Raw genomic sequence first — 17,765 nt, 5'->3', positions numbered from 1 at the left:
GTGGCGCGGCGCAGCGCCGTGCTATGTTCGATCCCTATTTTTTTGCTTGCTGTTTTTTCTCAACACTCCCGCTTCCGCCGATGACCGATCCCGCCCGATCCTCCTACTCGCTCGCCTGGCGCCTTGCGTTGACCGCAGTTTTCCTGCGGCTTGCTTACTCGGCGCTGGTCCAGTCGTACAGCCTGCTGGCCCTGCCCCAGTTCGAGCAAATGCAGGAGATGTACACCCAGCCGCAGTTCCTGGCGCCGCTGCTGGTCCATATCGTCGCGGGCGCGGTGATCGCCGGATTGACCGCCTGGGGAGCCATGCGAGGCTGGCTGGCGCGCCATGACACCCAGGCGGTGACCGAGCCCCGCAAGCTGTTCGGCACCTTCATCGCGCTGTTTCTGCTTTACACCCTGGCCGTGGCGGCAGGCATCGCCTTCCTGCAGAACACGCTGATGCGCTTCGTCATGGACCACCGCGACGTGCTGCAGGAACGGCTCGGCTTCGGCATGATCGGGCAGTTTCTGGCCCTGAACATCATCACCAAGCTCGTGACCATCGTGCTTGAGATCATCGGCATCTGCGTCATCGTGCGCATTGCCGCCTGGACCGTGCAGCCTGCGGGCCCGGCTGGCGGTCCCGCCTATGAACGGCGCCATGCCGCCTGGACTACCGCGCTGACCGTGCTGGTCTGGCAACTGACTGTTTCGATCTGGTTGGGCGGTTTCCTGCAGATGCAGGCTCAGGGCGCTGGCTGGACGGCGTACGCGCTGGGCTACCTGGTCCTGCCTGCGGCCCTGCTGGGGCTATGCACCCTGGTCTGCCTGAACATCCTGCCGCGCCCGATCGGCGCGGCCCGGTTCGGACGGGCCGTCGCCCACGGCACCATCGCCTTCTGGCTGGCGCAGGCGCTGGGCATAGGTTTGGGATTCCTGGCCGTCCGGGCGATGACCTGGGGACAACTGATGCGCGCGGCGGAGTCCCATGCGGCCGCCGGCCTGACGCTGCTGGCCTATGGCGCGCTGCTGGCCTTGGGCTGCCTGATCGGCAGGCTCGCACTGTATCCCCGCGCCAAGACGGCCACGCCGGCAAGCTGACCCGACTCCGCGCGAAGCAAAAGGCCGCGGGCATTGCGCCCGCGGCCTTTTTTCATGCACTCACGCAGCGGTTCAGATCGCGGCGGTGCGGCGCTCCAGCCAGGCCAGCGCCTCGCCTTCGACCAGCGGCGACAGGCGTTCGTACACCGTCTTGTGATAGTCGTTGAGCCAGGCGATTTCGTCGGCGCGCATCAGCGACGGCTCGATGCAGCGCGTGTCGATCGGGCACAGCGTCAGCGTTTCGAAGCACAGGAATTCGCCGAGTTCCGAGGTCAGCCAGGCGCGGTTGGCGACCAGGTTCTCGATGCGCACGCCCCAGCGGCCCGGGCGGTAGATGCCCGGCTCGTTGGAGGTGATCATGCCTGGCTCCATCGCCGTGTACGGACCCGGCACGGCGCGGTAGGAAATGACCTGCGGGCCCTCATGCACGTTCAGGAAGTAACCCACGCCGTGGCCCGTGCCATGGCCGTATTCCGCGCCGCCTTCCCAGATAGGGGCGCGCGCAATGGCGTCCAGCATGGGCGAAGGCGTGCCGCGCGGGAACGAGGCGCGCGACAGCGCGATCATGCCCTTGAGCACCAGCGTGAAATCCACCTTCTGGTCGGCGCTGGGCGAGCCCACCGCGACCACGCGGGTGATGTCGGTCGTGCCGCCCAGGTATTGGCCGCCCGAGTCGATCAGCAGCAGGCCGTCGCCTTCGATGGTGGCGTGCGATTCCTGGGTTGCGCGGTAGTGCGGCATCGCGCCGTTGGCGTTGAAGCCGGCGATGGTGGCGAAGCTGGGGCAGACATAGGCCGGCCGGCGCGCGCGCGCAGCGGTGATCTGCTCGTCGATGGTCAGTTCGGTGATGGTTTCATTGCCCAGCGCGCCTTCGAACCAGGCGAAGAACTCGCAGAGCGCGGCGCCGTCCTGCGCCATGGCAAGACGTACGTTCGCCAGCTCGGCATCGGTCTTGCGGGATTTCAGCAGCGTGGACGGATTGATGGCCTCGACGCGCGGCACGGCCGGGTCCATCGCATGGAACACGCCGCAGGTCACGCGGGCCGGATCAATCAGCAGCTTCTGATCGAGTTCCAGCGAGGCCAGCGCATCGGCGGCCTGGGCATATGCGGCGACTTCCACGCCATCGGCCGCCAGCACAGCACGCAGGGCGTCGTCGATCTTGCCGTCGGCCACGAACAGCGTGGCATGGTCCTGTCCGACCAGCGCGTGGCCGACGAACACCGGGTTGTAATCCACGTCCGCGCCGCGCAGGTTGAAGAGCCAGGCAATGTCGTCCAGCGTGCTGATGAAATGCACGTCGGCGCCATGCGTGCGCATGGCGGCGCGCACCTGCGCCAGCTTGTCTGCGCGGGTCACGCAGGCTTCGGGCGCCACATGTTCATAGATGGCGGCGCCGGGCAGCCCGGCGCGTTCCTGCCAGATGTCTTCCAGCAGATCCTCGCGGATTTCAAGCGCCGCGCCGGCCGAGGCCGCGGCCGCCGACAAGGCGCGGAAAGCGCCCAGGCCCAGCACCTGTCCGTCCACCCCGATGACCTCGCCCGCCTTGACATTGGCCGCCAGCCAGTCCACATGGCCCGGCGTCGTGGCCAGCGCGATCTTCATCAACTGCACGCAGGTGCCGGCCAACTGAGCTTCGGCCTGCACCCAGTAGCGGCTGTCCACCCACAGGCCGGCGAAATCGGCCGTGACCACCAGCGTGCCGACCGAGCCCGTGAAGCCGGACAACCAGCGCCGTCCCTGCCAGCGCGCGGGCAGGTATTCGGACAGGTGCGGGTCCGAGGACGGAACGACATAGGCGGACAGGCCGCGGCGGCTCATGGCCTGCCGCAATTGGGCAATACGGGCGTCGGTGCTAGACATGGGGGATGGGATCCTTAGCGCAACATGAAAGACATGGCGGCCAGGCTGTTCAGCGTGCGGACGGCGGACTGCATGCTATCCGTGGTGAATCGCAAGGTCACGCCGTCCACGCGTTCCAGCGTGGGCCACATGCAGAACAGGTCGGCCAGGGCCGAGCTCTGCGTCTGCAACCGGCATTCTATAGGGGCGGGAATGCGGAAAGGAACTGCCGCGCCTTTCTTCAGATTGCGCACGGCGGTTTCCGCAGCGGCGGCGATCGCGCGGCGCGACGCGGCCGGCGACAGGGTCACGCCGCTGCCCTGCCCATGGGCCACCTTGGTCTGCACCCATTCGGCGCCCGGGAAGGTATCGCGGGTCTCCGCGATGAAGGCATCGTCGCCGGTGCCCAGGATGACGGGCACGCCCAACTCGCCCGCCAGCGCGCCGTACAGGCCGGCCTCGCCCAGCTCCATGCCGTTGATGAGCACGCGGGCGAAGGCGAAGCTGTTGATGGTGTGGGCCAGGATGCCGCGGCCCTGCGAACGCGAGTGGTAGCCGATCATGAAGACGGCGTCGCAGCCCTCTTCCAGGCCGCCCATCATGCCGAGGTAGCGCGGCTTGCCCAGCACCAGGCGGGCGCGCTCGTCCAGGCCGTCAGGCAGCAGGTTGCGAAAGCCGCCGTGCGAATCGTTGACCAGGATCTCTTCGGCACCGCCGGCGATCGCGCCTTGCACGGCCGCGTTGGCCTCGGCGGTCATCCAGGCGCGGGCGCGCTCGTATTCGCCGTTGCCGGCGCGGACTTGTTCGGAATGAAAGACGCCGGCGACGCCTTCGATATCGGTGGAAATCAGGATCTTCATGGGATCAGCCTCGGAGGATTTCAGAATTCGGTTTCGGACAGCCACTGGCGCCACTGCGGCGCCGCGTCGCGGATCGCGGCGCGGTGGTTGCCGTCGCGCCCCGTCACGCCTTCGGCATGCCACAGCGCGGAAATGATGGCCTGTTCGCAGGCTTCGGCGGCGGCTTCGAACAAGGGATCGATGCGGGCCTCGTGCAGCATCGCCACCGCCGGCATGGGCTGCTCCGGCAGTTGCGGCACCGTATAGGCCGTGGAAAACGCCAGCGCGATGTCGCCGCTGCCATGGCCGTACACCGAACCGGTGCGGGCCAGCCCCGCCCCGGCCCGCAGCGACAGGCGGCGCAACTGGCGCGAGTCCAGCGGCGCATCGGTCGCCAGCAGCAGGATGATGGAACCCTTCTCGGGCACGATGGCGGCGTTCTCGCCCGCCTGGGCGAGGCTGCTGTCCAGCTGCTGCGCCAGCCGGCGGCCGAAGGGCCTGCCCGCCACGGTCAGGTTGGGCAGGCGGCCGAAGTTCGCCAGCACCAGCGCGCCAACCGTGTATTGCGGTCCGGCCTGAATGGATGCCAGGCGCGAGGCCGAGCCGATGCCGCCCTTGAACGAGAAGCAGGACATGCCCCGGCCCGCGCCGACGGCGCCCTGCTCGAACGGCTTGCCCGCGGCGGCCAGCGCCTCGGCGTAGTGCGATTCCTGCACCGCCAGCGCCTGGATATCGTTCAGATAGCCATCGTTGCATTCGAAGACCAGCGGATTGACGGTAGCCATGCCGCGACCAATGCCAGGGTTCGCGGCGACCGCGGCGCGGATCTGCGCATTGGCCACCGTACCCACGCCAAACGTATTGGTCAGCGCAATGGGCGTTTCCAGCACGCCCAGCTCCTGCACCTGGACCAGGCCGGTGCTCTTGCCGAAGCCGTTCAGCACGGTGGCGGCAGCCGGCACCTTATCCAGATAGGGATCGCCGGCATGCGGACGCACCACGGTTACGCCGGTCTGCAGCGGGCCTTCGGCCAGCGTACGGTGGCCGACGGCGACCTCGCCCACGTCGCAGATCGAATCCAGCGGTCCCGATGGCAGTACGCCGATGCGGGGGATGTCCAGCGCTTGTTTGTCCATGTTCGCTGCGTGTCGCCACGCTCCTGAATGTAAAACGCCGCCGCCCTGGGGCGACGGCGCAAAGATTCGCCCTCCACGCCAGCCCTCCAGGGAGGGCCGGCGGCAGGATTACTTGCGGTCGATCTTGGGATCGAGCGCGTCGCGCAGGCCGTCGCCCAGCAGGTTGAACGCGAGCACCGTGAAGAAGATCGCCAGCGCCGGGAAGATCGCCACGTGCGGCGCGATCACCATGTCGGCGCGCGCTTCGTTCAGCATCGCGCCCCACTCCGGCGTGGGAGGCGAAGCGCCCATGCCCAGGAACGACAAGCTGGCAGCGGTGATGATCGAAGTGCCAATACGCATCGTGCCGTAAACCACGATCGGCGAGATCGTGCCGGGCAGGATGTGGCGCATGATGATGGTCCAGTCGGACGCGCCCACGCTCTTGACCGCTTCGACGTAGGTCATCTGCTTGATCGACAGCGTGTTGCCGCGCACCAGGCGGGCAAACGCCGGCACGCTGAACACGGCCACGGCCACGATCACGTTGACCATGCTGGAACCCAGGATGGCGACCACGCCAATGGCCAGCAGCATGCCGGGGAACGCCAGCAACACGTCGGAGATGCGCATCGTGATGCGTTCCCACCAGCCTTCGTAGTAGCCCGCCATCAGGCCCATGAAGGTGCCGACGACGGCGCCCATGGCGACGGACAGAAAGCCGGCGGCCAAGGAAATGCGCGCGCCCATGATGATGCGGCTGAAGATGTCGCGGCCCAGCGAGTCCACGCCCAGCCAGTGGGTCGCGGAAGGTCCGGCGTTCAGGGCGTCGTAGTCGAAGAAGTTCTCGGGGTCGAACGGCACGATCCACGGCGCGAAGACCGCGACGACGACGAGCAGCAGGACGAAGAGACCCGCGCCGACGGCGAGCTTCTGCTTCTTGAATTTGCGCCAGAACTCGGTGGCGGGAGTGCGCACGTCGTTCTTGGGAACGGCGGCGATGGTCGTGGCGGGTGTCGTATTGCTCATGGCCGCCTCACTTGTAACGGATGCTGGGATTGATGACGCCATAGAGCACGTCGACAATCAGGTTGATCAGGATGAATTCCAGCGAGAACAGCAGCACCAGGCCCTGGATCACCGGATAGTCGCGCTGGGTCACGGCGTCCACCAGCAGGCGGCCGAGGCCGGGCCAGTTGAACACGGTCTCGACCACGATGGAGCCGCCCAGCAGGAAGCCGAACTGCAGGCCCATCATCGTGACGACGGGAATCAGCGCATTGCGCAGCGCATGCTTGATCACGACGCGGCGCTCGGTAAGGCCCTTGGCGCGGGCGGTCCGCACGAAGTCTTCCTGGATGACTTCCACGAAGGAAGCCCGGGTAAAGCGCGCCATCACGGCCGCCACGGCGGCGCCCAGCGTGATGGACGGAAGTATGTAGTGTTGCCAGGTCGAGGCGCCCACGGTAGGCAGCCAGCCCAGATTCACGGAGAAGACCTGCATCAGCATCATGCCCAGCGCGAACGCGGGGAACGAGATGCCGGACACCGCCAGCGTCATGCCGAGACGGTCGGGCCAGCGATTGCGCCATACCGCCGACACGATCCCGATGATCATGCCGAAGGTCACTGACCACACCATGCTGGCGAGCGTGAGCCACAGGGTAGGCATGAAACGGTCGGCGATTTCGGTCGAGACGGGGCGCTTGGTACGCAAGGAGGTACCCAGGTCGCCTTGCAGCATGTGGCTGAAATAGCGCACGAACTGCTGCGGCAGCGGCAGATCCAGTCCCAGTTCCTTGCGCACGAGCTCGACGGTCTGCTGGTCGGCCTCCTGGCCCGCGGCCAGTCGCGCCGGGTCGCCCGGAAGCATGTGCACAAACAGGAACACGACCACGGCTACCAGCAGCAGCGTGGGGATCATGCCCAAAAGACGTTTGACGATGTAGGTCAGCATTGAAATTCCTGCAACATCGGCGGGGACACCGCGCCCCCGCCGTATGTGGCCTTACAGGGGCGACTAGGCCCCGAGAGTTACTGCCAGATTTACTGCTTCAGATCGATGTCGCCGAACCAGAACGAGGTGTCCGGCTCAACGTACACGCCCGACAGGTTCTTCGACTTCACGTACAGGTTGTTCTGGGTCACCAGGAAGGCCCACGGGGCGTCCTTCCAGATGGTTTCCTGAACGTTCTTGTAGATTTCGGTCTTCTTGGCGCGGTCGGTCGTGGCCAGGGCTTGCTGGATGCCATCGTCCACCGACTTGTTCGAGTAGTACGACACGTTGTTGAGCACCGGCGGGAACGCGGCGGTGGTCAGCAGCGGACGCAGGCCCCAGTCGGCTTCGCCGGTCGAGGACGACCAGCCGGCGTAGTACATGCGGACCTTGGCGTCTTCAGGCTTCTGCACCTGTTGGACGCGCTGCACACGCTGGCCCGATTCCAGCACTTCGACCGACACCTTGATGCCGACTTGCGCCAGTTGCTGCTGCAGGAACTGCACCACCTTCACCGAGGTGCCGTCGTTATAGGCGGACCACAGCTGGCTTTCGAAGCCGTTGGGGTAGCCGGCTTCGGCCAGCAGGGCCTTGGCCTTCTTGATGTCGTACGGCCACGGGCCGGTCTTGTGCGCGTAGTCCACGCCTTGCGGCACGACGCCGTCGACGATGGTGGCATAGCCCGAGAAAGCGACCTTGGCCAGGGCTTCCTTGTTGATGGCGTAGTTGATGGCTTCACGCACCTTGACGTTGTCGAACGGCTTTTGCTGCGTGTTCATCGACAGGTAGCGCGCCATGATCGAGTTGTGGTGATCGACCACGTCCAGCTTGTCGTTCTTCTTCAGCACGGCGGCCTGCTCGAACGGCACCGGGAAGGCGAACTGCGCTTCACCCGTCTGCACCACGGCGGCGCGGGTGTTGTTGTCCGTCACGGTACGGAAGGTCAGGGTGTCGACCTTGGGGTAGCCCTTCTTCCAGTAGCCGTCGAACTTCTTGACCTTCAGGTATTCGGCCGGCTTCCATTCGACGAACTCGAAGGGACCGGTGCCCACGGGGTGGAAGCCGATTTCCTTGCCGTACTTGGCCAGCGCGGCGGGCGAGATCATCATGGCGGCCGGGTGGGCCAGCGCGTTGATGAAGGCCGAGAACGGCTTCTTCAGCGTGATCTTGACGGTCATCGGGTCGACCACTTCGGTCTTGTCGATGACGCTGAACTGGATGTAGCGCGACAGGCGGTTGTCCGGATTGGCCGGACGGTCGAAGTTGATCTTGACGGCTTCGGCGTTGAAATCGGTGCCGTCATGGAACTTCACGCCGGGACGCAGCTTGAAGGTGTAGACCAGGCCGTCTTCGCTAACGGTGTAGTCGGTGGCCAGGACCTTCTGGACCTTCAGGTCCTTGTCGAACTCGAACAGGCCTTCATAGTAGGCCTTGCCGGCCGCCTGGTTCAGCGTGCTGTTGGTGTTGTACGGATCGAGCGTTTCCAGCGCGATGGAGACGGCGAACGTCACGTCCTTGGCGGCATGCGCCAGCGGCGACGCGATCACGCCGAAGGCCAGCGCAGCGGCGGCCATCAGTTTGGTGGGGCGCAGAACTTTCATCATTGCAACTCCTGGTTCCAAAAAGGAATTAGGGGGTTTGGTGGAAGAAAAACAAGTACGACAACTGACTCAATACGCTCCGCCGACCGGATGCCGGGCGACGAAGTGATCCGTTCCGACCTGCACCAGCGGCTGCACCACGGGCTCGTCGCCGAGCTTGCGGATGGGGCTGGGGATTTCGTCGGACAACAGCGTGCGCTTCATGTGGCGGCGGGCCGGATCGGCGATCGGCACGGCGGACATCAGCTTCTTGGTGTAAGGGTGCTGCGGATTCTCGAAAATAGCGCGGCGCGGCCCGATCTCCACGATCTGGCCCAGGTACATGACGGCGACGCGGTGGCTGACGCGCTCGACCACAGCCATGTCATGCGAAATGAACAGGAAGGAAATGCCCATGTCGCGCTGCAGGTCGATCAGCAGGTTCACGATCTGCGCCTGGATCGACACGTCCAGCGCCGACACGGATTCGTCCGCGATCACGACCTTGGGGTTCAAAGCCAGGGCGCGCGCAATGCAGATGCGCTGGCGCTGGCCGCCCGAAAATTCGTGCGGATAGCGCTGCGCCATTTCCGCCGGCAGGCCCACGCGTTCCAGCAGTTCGGCCACGCGGCGCTCGGCATCGCGGCCACGGGCCACGCCGTGCACCAGCAGCGGCTCCATGATGGAAAAGCCGACCGTCACGCGCGGATCCAGCGAGGCGAACGGGTCCTGGAACACGAACTGGATGTCGCGGCGCAGGGATTGCAGTTCGGTGTTCTTCAGGCGCACGATGTCGCGGCCGCCGAAGCGGATCTCGCCGCCCTGGCTGTCGACCAGGCGCAACAGCGAGCGGCCGGTGGTGGACTTGCCGCAACCGGACTCGCCCACCAGCGACAGCGTTTCGCCGGGGAACAGGTCGAAGCTGACCTGCTCCACCGCATGCACGCGGCGCTGCACGCGGCTCATGATGCCGCCGCGCAGATCGAAGCGGGTGACCAGCTTGCGCACGCTCAGGATAGGCTCGCGCTTGGCGTCCGGCGCGGCGGGCGCGCTGACCGGAGCTGCCTCGGGCTGGGCCTGGCCTTCGGCCTGCAGCAGCGGGAAACGCGCGGGCAGGTCCGTGCCCTGCATGGCGCCCAGCTTCGGCACGGCCGACAGCAGCGCCTTGGTGTAGCGGTGCTGCGGCGAGGCGAATACCTGCTCGGACGGGCCTTCCTCGACCTTGTCGCCGCGGTACATGACCAGCACGCGGTCGGCCACTTCCGCGACCACGCCCATGTCGTGGGTGATGAACACCACGCCCATGTGCATTTCTTCCTGCAGCTGGCGGATCAGTTGCAGGATCTGCGCCTGGATGGTGACGTCCAGCGCGGTGGTGGGTTCGTCGGCGATCAGCAGCGCCGGCTTGCAGGCCAGCGCCATCGCGATCATCACGCGCTGGCGCATGCCGCCCGACAGTTGGTGCGGGTAGCGGTCCAGCACCGACTTGGCTTCCGGAATACGGACCTGCTCCAGCATGCGCAGCGCCTCGGCGCGCGCGGCCGCGGCGTCCTTGCCCTGGTGCTGGCGGATCGATTCGGCGATCTGGTCGCCGGCGGTGAAGACCGGATTCAGGGAGGTCATCGGCTCCTGGAAGATCATGGCCATGTCCGCGCCGCGCACACTGCGCATTTCGCGTTGGCTGGATCCGACCAGGTCGATCACGGAACCGTTGCGCCGCCGCAGGGCCATGCTGCCCTGGGCGATGCGCCCGCCGCCGTGCTCCACCAGACGCATGAGCGCCAGGGACGTCACCGATTTGCCCGAACCCGATTCGCCCACGATGGCCAGGGTCTCGCCCCGGTCCACATGGAACGACAGATTGCGCACGGCTTCGACCGTGCGCTCCGATCCCACGAAGCGCACCGTCAGGTCGTCGACCTGGACCACGCGGTTTTCCGGCAGCGCCAGGCTGTTTGCGCGATCAACCATCTCTTTTGATTCCCCAAATACTGAAAAAACGAACCCGCCGCCGCTTATCGGTAGATAGCGGTGACCGGCTTCTCGCCGACGCGGGCGTAACCCCGATACATGCCTTCCGTGTTGAACGGCAAGGCCACATTGCCCTGGGCGTCGACGGCCACCAGGCCGCCCTTGCCATCGATGGTGGGCAGCTTTTCATGCACGACGCGGTCGGCGGCCGCTTCCAGCGACGCGCCGCAATATTCCATCTGCGCCGCCACGTCATAGGCGGCGACCATGCGGATGAACATTTCGCCGGTGCCCGTGGTGGACACCGCGCAGGTCTTGTTGCTGGCATAGGTGCCGGCGCCGATCAGCGGCGCGTCGCCCACGCGGCCGACCTGCTTGTTGGTGATGCCGCCGGTCGAAGTGGCCGCGGCCAGGTTGCCCTGGGCGTCCACCGCCACCGCGCCCACGGTGCCGAACTTCTTGTCCGAGTCCAGCGGATCGGCCGGTGCGGGCTGGCCGCGCGCGACCAGCGCCTGGCCGTCATGGTCCAGCACCGCCGCTTCCGGCGTTTCGCGCTGCACGCGCAGCAGCTGTTCGCGGCGGGCTTCGGTGGAGAAGTAGGAGGGATCGACCAGTTCCACGCCTTCTTCCTTGGCGAAGGCTTCGGCGCCCTCGCCCACGAAGAACACGTGCTTGCTGTTTTCCATGACCTTGCGCGCGGCGAAGATCGGGTTGCGCACGCGGTGCACGCCGGCGATCGCGCCCGAGCGCAGCGTGGCGCCGTCCATGATGGCGGCGTCCAGTTCGTGGGTGGCGGCGCTGGTGAACACGGCGCCATGGCCGGCGTTGAACAGCGGACAGTCTTCCAGCAGGCGGACGGCTTCGGTCACGGCGTCCAGGGCGCTGCCGCCACGGGCCAGCACGGCCTGGCCGGCGGTCAGGATGGATTCCAGCGCGCTCAGGTACTCCTGTTCTTTCTCGGGCGACATGGCCGCGCGGGACATCGCGCCGGCGCCACCGTGAATCGCAATCACGGGTTGAATCATCGTTTACCTACTCCATGGATGAGCCACGGCATCACGGACTGGGTCACCCCAGCGGCGGCCGCGACGGAATTCTTGGCCCGATAGGCCACCGCGGCCGACAGGGCTTCGATCAGCCCCAGCGCAGCGGTTTCGGAATTGGGAATCAGCTGGCGCGCGGAATACGCATACAGCAGGACGGAAGCCGTGGGCGCCAATGGCGAGGTGGGCTTGTCGGTCAGCACCAGCACCGGCACGCCGGCCTGCTTGGCGGCGCCGGCCAACGTCACCGTGTCGGCCAGGTAGCGGGGAAAGCCGATGGCGATCACCAGGTCCTTGGACGTCATGCGCGCCATCTGGCGCGCCGCGTGCGACACGCCGCCGGGACCGGCCAGCGATTCGACGGAATGCAGATGCATGCACAGGCCGCGCTGCAGGAGGCCGGCCAGGAAGCCGCTGGCGCCGAAACCGATGATGAAAACGCGGTCGGCGGCCAGGATGGCCTCCACTGCCTGCTCGCAGGCGGCGGCGTCCAGCGACTGCAGGTTGCGCTGGGCATTGCGGATGTCTTCTTCCAGCGTAGCGGCGAAGATCTGCACGGCGCTGGCGGAATGCGCCAGCTCTGTGCGCAGCTTTTCCACCGGCTCCAGCGCCGCCTCGAAGCCGCGCGCGAGTTCGGCGCGGAACTGCGGATAGCCCGGCAGGTCCAGGGCGCGCGCGAAGCGGTTGGCCGTCGCCACCGACACTCCCACCGCCGCGGCGAACTCATCGATGGTCATGGTGGCGGCGCGGAACTGGTGCGCCAGCACGTACTCGGCCATCTTGTGCTGAGTACGGCTCAGCGCGGGCTGGGCCCGGGCGATCCGGTCAGCAATCGTGAGTGCGGCCTTGGTCATCGAGGGGGAGAGATGTAGCGGGAGTTTATGTAAATCTGTTTACAAACAAATTTTAGAGAAGAAAATAGATTTTCATACTAAGGGTATACCCGTGAAAACATGTAACAGTGCATCGAATAAAACGGGGTCGGTTTGAGGTACGCTAAGGCCCGCCCTAATGGCCCCCACCCCGCCACACCGGATTGACGCTATGCCCGATTGGATCTGCAAGCCGCACCAGGAACTGACCGTGACCGAGATCTACGCGATCCTGCGGTTGCGCACGGAAGTCTTTGTCATTGAACAGAATTGCATCTTCCAGGACATGGATGGCAAGGATCTGATCGGGCAGACCTCGCACCTGATGGCCTGGCAGGACGGCAAGCTCGCCGCCTATTGCCGCATCCTGGATCCGTCGCTGAAGGACGGCCAGATCGAGATCGGACGCGTCATCACCGCCCCCTGGACCCGCGGCCAGGGCCTGGGCCACGAGCTGATCCGCCACGCGATGCAGGAAGTACGCCTGCGCTGGCCCGGCCGCGCCATGTACCTGGGCGCGCAGGCCCGACTGCGCAACTACTACGGCGGCCACGGCTTCGTGCAGGTCACCGAGGAGTACATCGAGGACGGCATCCCGCATGTGGGGATGCGGCTCGACGAAACGGCATAAAAAACGCCCCGGAGGGGCGTTTTTCATGGGTGCGGCGCAAGGATTACTTGACTGCCGACACGTCCAGCTTGGCCTGGGTCTTGGACTTGATCTCGTCCACCGTCACGCCCGGCGCCGTTTCCAGCAGCTTGAGGCCGTTTTCGGTGACTTCCATCACGCCCAGGTCGGTGATGATCAGGTCGACCACCCCCACGCCCGTCAGCGGCAGGTTGCATTCGGACAGCAGCTTGATGTCCTCGGTGCCGTCCTTTTTCTTGGCCACGTGCTCCATCAGGACCACGACGCGGCCCACGCCCGCCACCAGGTCCATGGCGCCGCCCATGCCCTTGACCATCTTGCCCGGAATCATCCAGTTGGCCAGGTCGCCCTTTTCGGACACCTGCATGGCGCCAAGAATGGCCAGGTTGATCTTGCCGCCGCGGATCATCGCGAACGAATCCGCCGACGAGAAGATCGAGGAGCCGGGCAAGGTCGTGACCGTCTGCTTGCCTGCGTTGATGAGGTCGGCGTCGACCTCATCGTCGGTGGGGAACGGGCCGATGCCCAGCAGGCCGTTCTCGGATTGCAGCCACACTTCCATGCCCTTGGGCACGTGGTTGGCCACCAGGGTCGGCAAGCCGATGCCCAGGTTCACATAAAAGCCGTCTTGCAGCTCGCGCGCGGCGCGTGCCGCCATTTCATCGCGGGACCATGCCATGTCTGTTCTCCTTAGGCCGGGCGAGTGGTGCGTTGTTCGATGCGCTTTTCGGGCGTGGCATTCAGCACGATCCGATGCACATAGATGCCGGGCAGATGGATCTGATCGGGATCCAGGCTGCCGGTGTCAACGATTTCCTCGACTTCGACCACCGTGAACTTGCCCGCCATGGCGACGTTCGGATTGAAGTTGCGGGCGGTCTTGCGGAACACCAGGTTGCCGCTGCGGTCGGCGATGTGCGCCTTGACCAGCGACACGTCCGGCACCAGCGAACGCTCCATCACGTACTGCTGGCCATCGAACTCGCGGATTTCCTTGCCGTCGGCGACGATGGTGCCCACGCCGGTGCGGGTGAAGAAGGCCGGGATGCCGGCGCCGCCGGCGCGCAGCTTCTCGGCCAGCGTGCCCTGGGGAGTGAACTCCAGCTCGAGTTCGCCGGACAGGTACTGGCGCTCGAATTCCTTGTTCTCGCCCACGTAGGACGCAATCATCTTGCGGACCTGGCGCGTATTGAGCAGCTGGCCCAGGCCGAAGCCGTCGACGCCCGCGTTATTGCTGATGCAAGTGAGATCCTTCACGCCCGAATCGCGCAGCGCGGCGATCAGTGCCTCGGGAATGCCGCAAAGGCCGAAACCGCCCACGGCAATCATCTGGCCGTCCTTGACGATGCCTGCCAGCGCCTCCTGGGCGCTTGCAAAAACCTTGTCCATCGCTCCAACTCCTAGTTAAGGTCGAACTTGAAGAGGGCGCGGCTGCCGACGCCGGTCCCAGCAACACCGTACGGAGTCCTGTGCGGCTGGCGCCTAGGGTGGCGCGCCCTTATTGCTTTTTTGATTTTGCGCTGATTTTACCGGCATGGCCGGCCAACGCACGCGCTATTTTGGCCGGCGCCGATTCAAGCCCCGGGCTTGAACATGGCGCCCAGCTTGGACAGCACCTCTTGCGGCCACGGGGCGGACGCATTGACCACATAGTCCATCCAGACTAGCACGTTGCGCGCGCGGGCATACGGACCGCCTTCGTCGCCCGCCTTCTCCAGCAGCAATTCGAATTCGGCGCTGGATCGGCCTATGCGCATGAGCTTGTGCGTCACGAGCACATTGGCGGGATAGGTCAGCGGCCGCAGAAAATCGCAGGAGGCATGCGCCAGGATGAGCCCCTGATCTGCGGGGAGCGCGAAACCCGCGCCATAGAGTATCTGTATCCGGGCCTCTTCCATGAGGCGGAAATACATCGCATTGTTCAGATGATTCAGAGCGTCCGAGTCGCCCCACCGCAAAGGCAGTTCGACTTGATGAATATCTCCCACGGCCAGGATCCGCGCTGAGGTTTTGTCCGCGTTCACCAATTACTCCTGATGGCTAAAAGAAATACGAAGGCAACCATGGCCTCCGCCTGCAATACAATCGCCGATAATACTTCCAGCCATATATGGAATACATACGGGGAGCTTTGCAATGTCTGAACGCGAGTCGATGGAATATGACGTGGTCGTGGTTGGCGGTGGACCCGCCGGCCTGGCCACTGCTATCCGTCTTAAGCAGTTGGCCGCTGAGAAGAATCAGGAAATCGGCGTCTGCGTACTTGAAAAGGGCGCGGAACTGGGTGCACACATCCTGTCCGGCGCCGTCATGGACCCGCTGGCGCTGACCGAGCTCATCCCCGACTGGAAGGAAAAAGGCGCGCCCCTGAACGTGCCCGTCACGCATGACAAGTTCATGTTCCTGTCCGAGACCGGCGCGCGCACCACGCCCAACTGGCTGCTGCCGCCCTGTTTCCACAACGAAGGCAACTACATCGTCCGTCTGGGCGATGTCGTGAAGTGGATGGGCGAGCAGGCCGAGGCCCTGGGCGTGGACATCTTCCCGGGCTTCGCAGCCGTGGAAGTGCTGTACGACGAAAACGGCGCGGTCCGCGGCGTGGCCACCGGCGACATGGGCGTGGCCCGCGACGGTTCGCACACCGACCATTACCAGCCCGGCATGGAGCTGCACGCCCGCTACACCGTGTTCGCCGAAGGCGCGCGCGGCCAGCTGGGCCGCCAGCTGATCGAACGCTACAAGCTGGACGACGGCCGCAATCCTCAGTCCTACGGCATCGGCATCAAGGAAATGTGGGAAGTCGATCCGGCCCAATCCAAGCCCGGCCTGGTGATCCACACCGCCGGCTGGCCGCTGGACGCCGACACCTACGGCGGCTCCTTCCTCTATCACCTGGACAACAACCTGGTGGCGGTGGGCATGATCGTGGGCCTGGACTACGCCAACCCCTGGTTGTCGCCGTTCGACGAATTCCAGCGCTACAAGACGCACCCCGCCATCCGCGGCACCTTTGAAGGCGGCAAGCGCATCGCCTACGGCGCGCGCGCCATCACCGCGGGCGGCCTGCTGGCCCTGCCCAAGCTGACCTTCCCGGGCGGCGTGCTGGTCGGCTGCGAAGCCGGTTTCCTCAACGCCTCGCGCATCAAGGGCAGCCACGCCGCCATCAAGTCCGGCAAGCTGGCCGCCGAAGCCGCGTTCGACGCGCTGGTCGCGGACCGCCGCCAGGACGAGCTGGCCGCCTACCCCGCGGCCTTCGAGTCTTCCTGGCTGCATGCGGAACTGAACAAGGCGCGCAACTTCAAGCAGTGGTTCAAGAAGGGCCGCACCATCGCCACCGTGATGACCGGCGTCGAACAACTGCTGCTCAAGGGCAAGATGCCCTGGACCCTGCGCCACAACAAGCCCGACCACGCCTGTCTGCAACCCGCATCGCAATGCGCGCGCATCGACTACCCCAAGCCCGACGGCAAACTGACCTTCGACAAGCTCAGCTCGGTGTTCATCTCGAACACCAACCATGACGAGAACGAACCCGTCCACCTGACGCTGAAGGATCCGTCCGTGCCAGTGCAGGTCAACCTGGCCAAGTATGGCGGCCCGGAATCGCGCTACTGCCCGGCGGGCGTGTACGAATTCGTCAAGGACGACCACGGCGAGGACCGCCTGCAGATCAACGCGCAGAACTGCGTGCACTGCAAGACCTGCGACATCAAGGACCCGACCCAGAACATCGTCTGGGTGGCCCCGCAAGGCGGCGAAGGGCCCGTGTACAGCGGCATGTAACGCTACCGGACGCCCGCGCCCGGCCACCGAAGGCGCCCCGCGGGGCGCTTTTTTTTCGACAGGCAGAACTCTCCATGACCGAACGCGTACTCCTTATCGGCTGCGGCGACCTGGGTCAGCGCGCGGCCCGGCGTTTCCTGGCGCGCGGCGACGAAGTCTACGCGCTGCGCCGCAATCCACCGGTCGGGGATGCGGCCGGCATCCGCTGGCTGCGGGGCGACATCTCCCGCGCCGACGGGCTGCCCGCCCTGCCCCCGGGTGTCACGCGGCTCATCCACCTGCCCGCGCCCGGCGCGCGCGAAGCCGCCGCCTACCGCGCGGTGTTCGTCGATGGCCTGAAACACGTGCTGGACGCGCTGGACACCACACAGCTCAAGCGCATCGTGTTCATCTCGTCCAGCGCGGTCTACGGCGAACACGAAGGCGGCTGGGTCGACGAAGACACGCCGCCCGCGCCGCTGGGCGTCAATGGCCGCATCCTGCTCGAGGCCGAAGCCGCGCTGGCGGCCCGCGGCCTGCCCTCGACCGCCTTGCGCCTGGCGGGCCTCTACGGCCCCGGACGCCTGCACTTGATCGAACGCCTGCGCCAAGGCGCGGCAGGCGCGCCGACCGCTCCCGAACACTGGGCCAACCGCATCCACATCGACGACGCGGCGGGGGCCGTGGTCCATCTGGCGCTGCTGCCCGACGTCGCGCCTGTCTACATAGGCTGCGACGATACGCCGCTGCCCCTGCACGAGCTCTATGCCGACCTTGCCAGGCTGATCGGCGCCCCCGCGCCGCGCGAGGCGCCGGCGCCGGCCAACGTCGGCAGCAAGAAGCTGAGCAACGCCCGCCTGCGTGCCAGCGGCTTCACCCTGCAATGGCCGGACTCGCGGCTCGGCTATGCCGCGCTGCTGGCGGCGGCAGGCAACCCGGACGCGCCGCAGGCATAGTTCGCCGCGCATCGAATCGTGGCCGTCAAGGCTGGCGGATACTGGCGGCCGTATCCAT

The 17,765-nt window shown here is 65.8% G+C and carries 16 protein-coding genes; 4 read left to right on the top strand and 12 right to left on the bottom strand.

What is annotated here, in order from left to right; all coding sequences use genetic code 11:
- The first annotated feature begins 128 nt into the window (after positions 1 to 128).
- Positions 129 to 1,082, top strand: coding sequence for a hypothetical protein (locus HV766_RS12945; RefSeq protein WP_225590355.1), 954 nt, complete (start codon positions 129 to 131; stop codon positions 1,080 to 1,082).
- Between the two features lie 72 nt (positions 1,083 to 1,154).
- On the opposite strand, the gene HV766_RS12940 is transcribed toward HV766_RS12945, so the two are convergent.
- The 9 genes from HV766_RS12940 to HV766_RS12900 all read right to left on the bottom strand — a co-directional run bounded on the left by HV766_RS12940 (position 1,155) and on the right by HV766_RS12900 (position 12,322).
- Complete coding sequence (locus tag HV766_RS12940; protein ID WP_175181247.1) at positions 1,155 to 2,945, bottom strand: aminopeptidase P family protein; 1,791 nt, start codon at positions 2,943 to 2,945, stop codon at positions 1,155 to 1,157.
- 14 nt (positions 2,946 to 2,959) lie between these two features.
- On the bottom strand, positions 2,960 to 3,784 hold the full coding sequence (locus HV766_RS12935; protein ID WP_175181246.1) for a M55 family metallopeptidase: 825 nt from the start codon (positions 3,782 to 3,784) through the stop codon (positions 2,960 to 2,962).
- Between the two features lie 20 nt (positions 3,785 to 3,804).
- The gene (locus HV766_RS12930) at positions 3,805 to 4,899 is read right to left on the bottom strand and encodes a DmpA family aminopeptidase (protein ID WP_119450955.1); all 1,095 of its coding nucleotides are present in this window, start codon (positions 4,897 to 4,899) and stop codon (positions 3,805 to 3,807) included.
- Positions 4,900 to 5,007: 108 nt separating this feature from the next.
- Entirely contained in the window at positions 5,008 to 5,907 is a 900-nt protein-coding gene (gsiD, locus tag HV766_RS12925; RefSeq protein WP_175181245.1) for a glutathione ABC transporter permease GsiD, read from the bottom strand.
- A 7-nt stretch (positions 5,908 to 5,914) separates the two neighbouring features.
- Complete coding sequence (gene gsiC, locus HV766_RS12920) at positions 5,915 to 6,835, bottom strand: glutathione ABC transporter permease GsiC (protein ID WP_013392281.1); 921 nt, start codon at positions 6,833 to 6,835, stop codon at positions 5,915 to 5,917.
- An 89-nt stretch (positions 6,836 to 6,924) separates the two neighbouring features.
- Positions 6,925 to 8,478: a glutathione ABC transporter substrate-binding protein GsiB gene (gsiB, locus tag HV766_RS12915; RefSeq protein WP_054450705.1), complete on the bottom strand. Its 1,554-nt coding sequence runs from the start codon at positions 8,476 to 8,478 to the stop codon at positions 6,925 to 6,927.
- 66 nt (positions 8,479 to 8,544) lie between these two features.
- The gene (locus HV766_RS12910) at positions 8,545 to 10,425 is read right to left on the bottom strand and encodes a dipeptide ABC transporter ATP-binding protein (RefSeq protein WP_054450703.1); all 1,881 of its coding nucleotides are present in this window, start codon (positions 10,423 to 10,425) and stop codon (positions 8,545 to 8,547) included.
- 44 nt (positions 10,426 to 10,469) lie between these two features.
- Complete coding sequence (locus tag HV766_RS12905; RefSeq protein ID WP_054450701.1) at positions 10,470 to 11,450, bottom strand: isoaspartyl peptidase/L-asparaginase family protein; 981 nt, start codon at positions 11,448 to 11,450, stop codon at positions 10,470 to 10,472.
- Positions 11,447 to 12,322, bottom strand: coding sequence for a MurR/RpiR family transcriptional regulator (locus tag HV766_RS12900; RefSeq protein WP_054450699.1), 876 nt, complete (start codon positions 12,320 to 12,322; stop codon positions 11,447 to 11,449). The genes HV766_RS12905 and HV766_RS12900 overlap by 4 nt, the downstream gene beginning before the upstream one ends.
- A gap of 190 nt (positions 12,323 to 12,512) precedes the next feature.
- Between HV766_RS12900 and HV766_RS12895 the strand changes: the two genes are divergently transcribed.
- Positions 12,513 to 12,971: a GNAT family N-acetyltransferase gene (locus tag HV766_RS12895; protein WP_054450697.1), complete on the top strand. Its 459-nt coding sequence runs from the start codon at positions 12,513 to 12,515 to the stop codon at positions 12,969 to 12,971.
- A gap of 43 nt (positions 12,972 to 13,014) precedes the next feature.
- Here HV766_RS12895 and HV766_RS12890 read toward each other — a convergent pair whose 3' ends face one another.
- From HV766_RS12890 to HV766_RS12880, 3 genes are all read right to left on the bottom strand, one after another.
- Complete coding sequence (locus HV766_RS12890) at positions 13,015 to 13,668, bottom strand: CoA transferase subunit B (protein WP_054450695.1); 654 nt, start codon at positions 13,666 to 13,668, stop codon at positions 13,015 to 13,017.
- Positions 13,669 to 13,679: 11 nt separating this feature from the next.
- Positions 13,680 to 14,378 carry a CoA transferase subunit A gene (locus HV766_RS12885; protein ID WP_025137174.1) on the bottom strand — a complete coding sequence of 233 codons (699 nt, stop codon included), beginning with the start codon at positions 14,376 to 14,378 and terminating at the stop codon, positions 13,680 to 13,682.
- Between the two features lie 185 nt (positions 14,379 to 14,563).
- Complete coding sequence (locus HV766_RS12880) at positions 14,564 to 15,013, bottom strand: acyl-CoA thioesterase (RefSeq protein WP_054450693.1); 450 nt, start codon at positions 15,011 to 15,013, stop codon at positions 14,564 to 14,566.
- A 112-nt stretch (positions 15,014 to 15,125) separates the two neighbouring features.
- Between HV766_RS12880 and HV766_RS12875 the strand changes: the two genes are divergently transcribed.
- Positions 15,126 to 16,772: an electron transfer flavoprotein-ubiquinone oxidoreductase gene (locus tag HV766_RS12875; RefSeq protein ID WP_054450691.1), complete on the top strand. Its 1,647-nt coding sequence runs from the start codon at positions 15,126 to 15,128 to the stop codon at positions 16,770 to 16,772.
- A 74-nt stretch (positions 16,773 to 16,846) separates the two neighbouring features.
- A complete protein-coding gene (locus tag HV766_RS12870; protein ID WP_175181244.1) occupies positions 16,847 to 17,707 on the top strand; it encodes an NAD-dependent epimerase/dehydratase family protein in 861 nt (286 codons plus the stop codon).
- Positions 17,708 to 17,765 lie beyond the last annotated feature (58 nt).

It is taken from the genome of Achromobacter aegrifaciens, assembly GCF_902859735.1.
Taxonomy (GTDB): domain Bacteria; phylum Pseudomonadota; class Gammaproteobacteria; order Burkholderiales; family Burkholderiaceae_B; genus Achromobacter; species Achromobacter aegrifaciens.
Note: the sequence above shows the minus strand (reverse complement) of the source record. Positions and strands in the feature narration are given on the sequence as shown.

Bases quoted from the DNA above. Each gene is read 5' to 3' on its own strand.
- HV766_RS12940 (WP_175181247.1), bottom strand. From the start codon at position 2,945: ATGTCTAGCACCGACGCCCGTATTGCCCAATTGCGGCAGGCCATGAGC.
- HV766_RS12935 (WP_175181246.1), bottom strand. From the start codon at position 3,784: ATGAAGATCCTGATTTCCACCGATATCGAAGGCGTCGCCGGCGTCTTT.
- HV766_RS12930 (WP_119450955.1), bottom strand. From the start codon at position 4,899: ATGGACAAACAAGCGCTGGACATCCCCCGCATCGGCGTACTGCCATCG.
- gsiD (WP_175181245.1), bottom strand. From the start codon at position 5,907: ATGAGCAATACGACACCCGCCACGACCATCGCCGCCGTTCCCAAGAAC.
- gsiC (WP_013392281.1), bottom strand. From the start codon at position 6,835: ATGCTGACCTACATCGTCAAACGTCTTTTGGGCATGATCCCCACGCTG.
- gsiB (WP_054450705.1), bottom strand. From the start codon at position 8,478: ATGATGAAAGTTCTGCGCCCCACCAAACTGATGGCCGCCGCTGCGCTG.
- HV766_RS12910 (WP_054450703.1), bottom strand. From the start codon at position 10,425: ATGGTTGATCGCGCAAACAGCCTGGCGCTGCCGGAAAACCGCGTGGTC.
- HV766_RS12905 (WP_054450701.1), bottom strand. From the start codon at position 11,450: ATGATTCAACCCGTGATTGCGATTCACGGTGGCGCCGGCGCGATGTCC.
- HV766_RS12900 (WP_054450699.1), bottom strand. From the start codon at position 12,322: ATGACCAAGGCCGCACTCACGATTGCTGACCGGATCGCCCGGGCCCAG.
- HV766_RS12895 (WP_054450697.1), top strand. From the start codon at position 12,513: ATGCCCGATTGGATCTGCAAGCCGCACCAGGAACTGACCGTGACCGAG.
- HV766_RS12890 (WP_054450695.1), bottom strand. From the start codon at position 13,668: ATGGCATGGTCCCGCGATGAAATGGCGGCACGCGCCGCGCGCGAGCTG.
- HV766_RS12885 (WP_025137174.1), bottom strand. From the start codon at position 14,378: ATGGACAAGGTTTTTGCAAGCGCCCAGGAGGCGCTGGCAGGCATCGTC.
- HV766_RS12875 (WP_054450691.1), top strand. From the start codon at position 15,126: ATGTCTGAACGCGAGTCGATGGAATATGACGTGGTCGTGGTTGGCGGT.
- HV766_RS12870 (WP_175181244.1), top strand. From the start codon at position 16,847: ATGACCGAACGCGTACTCCTTATCGGCTGCGGCGACCTGGGTCAGCGC.